The following is a 4819-nucleotide window of genomic DNA, read 5'->3' on the forward strand; positions in this document are numbered from 1 at the left end:
TGAATCGCCACGGGTTTAACAGACACCTCAGAGTCATTTAAGATGGCTTAAAGAGAGGTGCCCATGAGCGGTAAGCGTTATCCCGAAGAGTTTAAAATTGAAGCAGTCAAACAGGTTGTTGATCGCGGTTATTCTGTTGCCAGCGTTGCAACACGTCTCGATATCACCACCCACAGCCTTTACGCCTGGATAAAGAAGTACGGTCCAGATTCTTCCACTAATAAAGAAGAGTCAGATGCTCAGGCCGAGATCCGCCGTCTCCAGAAAGAGCTGAAGCGGGTTACCGACGAACGGGACATATTAAAAAAAGCCGCGGCGTACTTCGCAAAGCTGTCCGACTGAGGTACGCCTTTATCCGTGACAACACCTGTTGCTGGCCTGTTCGCCTGCTCTGTCGGGTGCTGGATGTTCATCCCAGTGGTTTTTACGCCTGGCTTCAGCAGCCGCATTCACAACGCCATCAGGCAGACCTGAGGCTGACAGGGCAGATTAAACAGTTCTGGCTGGAATCGGGATGCGTCTATGGTTATCGCAAAATCCATTTGGATCTGCGGGACAGCGGGCAACAGTGCGGAGTGAACAGAGTCTGGCGACTGATGAAACGTGTCGGGATAAAGGCTCAGGTCGGATACCGGAGCCCGCGGGCACGTAAAGGCGAGGCCAGTATCGTGTCGCCCAACAGGCTCCAGCGACAGTTCAATCCGGATGCTCCGGATGAGAGTTGGGTAACGGACATAACCTACATCAGGACCCACGAAGGCTGGCTGTATCTTGCCGTGGTTGTTGATCTGTTCTCACGCAAAATTATCGGCTGGTCCATACAATCCCGGATGACAAAGGACATTGTCCTGAACGCACTGCTGATGGCTGTATGGCGGCGTAATCCCCAAAAACAGGTGCTGGTTCATTCGGATCAGGGCAGTCAGTACACAAGCCATGAGTGGCAGTCGTTCCTGAAATCACACGGCCTGGAGGGCAGCATGAGCCGTCGCGGTAACTGCCATGATAATGCGGTTGCAGAAAGCTTTTTCCAGTTGTTGAAACGTGAACGGATAAAGAAAAAAATCTACGGAACGCGGGAAGAAGCCCGCAGCGATATTTTTGATTACATCGAAATGTTTTATAACAGTAAGCGTCGGCATGGTTCTAGCGAACAGATGTCACCGACAGAATATGAAAACCAGTATTATCAACGGCTCGGAAGTGTCTAGATTATCCGTGGCGATTCATACAGGGCTATCGAGGAATTCTCTGTTAACAGAATACTCATCGCTTCCATCCCAAAAAAACAGTGAGTTCCGTAATCCAACTATGCTGAGTTGAGCCAGTCTTTCGGTTGTCGTCAAAAAGAAGTGCGGGGGCTGGTAAAGAGTATCCTCTCTTGTGAGATAGCCGAGATGCTTTTCTGTGATGAGAAAGGGCTTTCCAGTGAAGATCCTGTCGATGTAGAGCCTTACGGCTTCTGCTTCAAATTCTTCATGATATGGTTTGAAGAACAATGTCCTTGCCAGCAATTCATGGTAGAGGTGTATAAGCGGAAGCTCTTCGAATCCGCGATATGTATCAATATCCAGCCACTTCTTCACCTCTCTCGTATGCTCAACTGACCAGTTTTTCATAACGACCTCCAACATGCATTAGACTTAATGTATGTAGCTAACGTAATCGACATGTTAAAGAAAGACCAATGAAATGAGTTCAGATGCCATCAGGAAGTTGAACCAAGAAGTTTGATATTTTTTGATACAGTTTGCTAACGGACTATTTTCAGGGGTTTATGCCGTTACGATTTATGGTTCCTTTATAGAACCAAAGGTAAAATCAGAAACAACAGTTATCTAGAAAATTCAATCAAATAGATATCTAGTTACAGGGACGCCAGCTTCTAAGGCGGCTTCATAGTCTGGCGTTTAGCCTTTCTTTAACACCATTGAGATATGCTGGAGTCCTCCTGAACACCAGACAAGCCACGCCAATTCTTTGGTTTATAAAAAACGAGATCTGGTCCAGATTCAGACTTGCAGGCATGTTCAACTTGTTTTGCGCCATGTCCTACGTAGTATCTTCCTGTCAATAAAACATTGGCTCTACGCGAGCCATTTATTCAAGGAATGAATATGTACGTTCTGGCACTGATTTTCGCCCTTTCCAATAACACAACGAAAAGTGAAGTGATTGGCGCGTTTAGCGATCTGGCGCAATGCGAGACGGCATCACTGGCCTATTCGTCAAAGACAAAATGCTATTTTATTGACCCGCAAAAAGGCATGCTGGAAGTGGATAATATAAACACGCAACGTTTACACAAAAAATAATCCACTTATTCAACAACCACTTTGACTTTCGGCTTCGACAAAATAATTTTTATCAGTTCGGTGAAGTTAACCGGTTTAAAGAAATAGTACCCCTGCTGGAAGGTAATATCGTTACGGTTCAGGTAGTCAACCTGCGCCTTTGTTTCCACGCCTTCCGCGACGATACTTAGCGACAGTTTTCGCGCTAAATCCAGCACACAGTCAAGAATCCGGGTGGAATCTTCTTCCATGCTGACTCGCGCCACAAAGCTTTGATCGACCTTAATGTAATCAATGTGTAGATCATGAAGATAAGAAAGTCCGGAATAACCGGTGCCAAAATCATCCAGAGCGATGACAAAACCATTTTCGTGCAGAACGTTGAGCGTCTGTACCAGGTGCTCATCGACATGCAAAGGTTCACGCTCGGTCACTTCGAGCACCAGATTCAAATCTTTTCGGCTGAACCGCGCCTTAAAGTTCAGACACTCGTCGACAAAGGTCGGAGCGGTAATATGAGAGGCGCTGAAGTTAATACCGACATGAAAACCTTCTGGCAACTTCGTGGCGATAGCATTCATATGGGTAACCACTTGTTCCATCAAACTTTGCGTCAGAGGAATAATCAAACCTGACTTTTCCGCTAGCGGAATAAATGACGCCGGGGAAATATATCCGGCTTTCGGATGTTTCCACCTCGCCAGCACTTCAACGCCCCGTAACGTCCCTTCCCGGCCATTCACCACGGGCTGATAAAAAGGCACGATTTCTCCCTTGAGAATTGCTCTGCGCAGCGCTTCTTCCGGTGTGGTGCTTTTATTTAAATACTTAATCAGGCCATACGCGGCAAAACAAGACATGAGAAAAATGAAGATTAGCATCCCCATCCCCTGACTGATGAGTCTTTGCAGGCTAAACACGGGCGGTAAATTATAACGTATTGTGAAGGGGTAACGTTTGGATCCTACCTGTCCGAACTCCTGGCCTGTATCGTTGACGGTCGCCACATCACCGGACAGCCCCAGGATCGCCTTCCCTACCATTAATGAATAATTCGCCTCTTTCAGCGGCGTGCGCAGTGAATCACGAATATGCTGATCGCTGATGGTGATGACAATTCGGCTCCCGGCAAGTTGATTCTGATATAACAAAACCGGTCGTCTGTTAACCGCATTATTTGCTGGCGCGAGTTGCAGCGTTGTATCCGGTATTTCAGAAAGATAAGAAAGTAGCATGCGATTACCCGGCAGCGAGGAGCACCATATTTTGCCTTCGCGGTAGATTAAAATGGTCCGAAGATGAGGCTGTAGCGCGGCTTCCGTCCCTAAGGAAGGTGCGAATAAGTCCGAGATGTGAGATCATCGTGTTGTAACCTGAACCCAGAATGAGTAACCGGATGAGCCAGCAACTGACTTTTGCCGACAGTGAGTTTTCCAGTAAACGCCGCCAGACCCGCAAAGAAGTTTTCCTTGGCAGAATGGATGACTTGCTTCCCTGGGACAAATTACTTGGCGTTATCGAGCCTGTGTATCCCAAGGCCGGTAATGGTCGCAGGCCCTATCCGCTGGAAACCATGCTGCGTATTCACTGCATGCAGCAATGGTACAACCTGAGCGATGAGGCCATGGAAGATGCCCTCTATGAAATCGCCTCCATGCGCCAATTTGCTCGCCTGTCACTGGATAAAGCCATTCCAGACCGCACTACCATCATGAATTTCCGGCATTTGCTGGAGCAGCATGAACTGGCCCGCAAAATCTTCAGTACCGTTAATCACTGGCTAGCAGAGTGTGGCGTTCTAATGACCCAGGGCACCTTGGTGGATGCCACCATCATTCAAGCCCCCAGCTCTACCAAAAACAAACACAACAGCCGTGATGAAGACATGCACCAGACCAAGAAAGGTAACCAGTGGTACTTCGGCATGAAAGCGCACATTGGCGTGGACGCCAAAAGTGGCCTGACCCACAGTCTGGTGACCACGGCGGCTAACGAGCACGACCTCAATCAGGTTGGCAAGTTACTGCATGGCGATGAAGAATTTATCTCAGCCGATGCTGGTTATCAGGGGGCCGAAAAGCGCGATGAGCTCAGCGATGTCAGCGCAGACTGGCTTATCGCCAAGCGTCCCGGCAAAGTGAATGCATTGAAGCAACACCCGCGCAAGAACAAGCTGGCCATCCGTTACGAATACCTGAAAGCGAGTATCCGAGCGAAGGTTGAGCATCCATTTCGGATAGTAAAATGTCAGTTTGGTTTCGTCAAAGCCAGGTACAAGGGGCTGGCTAAAAATGACAGTCAACTGGCGATGTTATTCACCCTGGCGAACCTGGTTCGAGTTGACCAATTGATACGGGCACAGGCGAGATCTACCTGAAATGAGGAAATTAGCCTGAAACAGGGCCAAAATCAGCCACGAAGAGACGATTTTGGGCTGAAAATTGGAAAATTGAGCCACAGGACGTCGATAAAGGACGGTTTGGGGCGTCATATCGGGAGCTGCGGACCACTTAATCGCAACTTCC

General features: G+C 48.2%; 3 protein-coding genes and 2 pseudogenes. 3 read left to right on the top strand and 2 right to left on the bottom strand.

All coding sequences use genetic code 11. The features are described from left to right. Window positions 1-63: 63 nt before the first annotated feature. Window positions 64-1211 (top strand): IS3 family transposase gene (locus OGW13_RS05575; protein ID WP_096755719.1). Its coding sequence is split into 2 segments (ribosomal slippage): window positions 64-301 and window positions 301-1211, totalling 1149 coding nucleotides; the frame shifts between segments, so codons are not numbered across the junction. An 18-nt stretch (window positions 1212-1229) separates the two neighbouring features. Here the strand turns inward: OGW13_RS05575 and OGW13_RS05580 are convergent. Further along, window positions 1230-1619, bottom strand: a pseudogene (locus tag OGW13_RS05580) (DUF6387 family protein); the annotation flags it as partial. Window positions 1620-2117: 498 nt separating this feature from the next. Between OGW13_RS05580 and OGW13_RS05585 the strand changes: the two are divergent. Next, window positions 2118-2315 carry a hypothetical protein gene (locus tag OGW13_RS05585; protein ID WP_044329145.1) on the top strand — a complete coding sequence of 66 codons (198 nt, stop codon included), beginning with the start codon at window positions 2118-2120 and terminating at the stop codon, window positions 2313-2315. Between the two features lie 5 nt (window positions 2316-2320). On the opposite strand, the pseudogene pdeG reads toward OGW13_RS05585, so the two are convergent. Further along, a pseudogene (pdeG, locus tag OGW13_RS05590) lies at window positions 2321-3622 on the bottom strand (cyclic di-3',5'-guanosine monophosphate phosphodiesterase PdeG); the annotation flags it as partial. Window positions 3623-3690: 68 nt separating this feature from the next. On the opposite strand from pdeG, the gene OGW13_RS05595 reads away from it, so the two are divergent. Then, window positions 3691-4671, top strand: coding sequence for an IS5-like element ISEc68 family transposase (locus tag OGW13_RS05595; protein WP_000082736.1), 981 nt, complete (start codon window positions 3691-3693; stop codon window positions 4669-4671). Window positions 4672-4819: the final 148 nt, after the last annotated feature.

The organism is Citrobacter sp. Ca225 (genome assembly GCF_030337175.1).
GTDB lineage: Bacteria > Pseudomonadota > Gammaproteobacteria > Enterobacterales > Enterobacteriaceae > Citrobacter_A > Citrobacter_A amalonaticus.

Excerpts from the sequence above, each read along its gene's own strand:
- OGW13_RS05585 (WP_044329145.1), top strand. The coding sequence starts at position 2,118 with ATGTACGTTCTGGCACTGATTTTCGCCCTTTCCAATAACACAACGAAA.
- OGW13_RS05595 (WP_000082736.1), top strand. The coding sequence starts at position 3,691 with ATGAGCCAGCAACTGACTTTTGCCGACAGTGAGTTTTCCAGTAAACGC.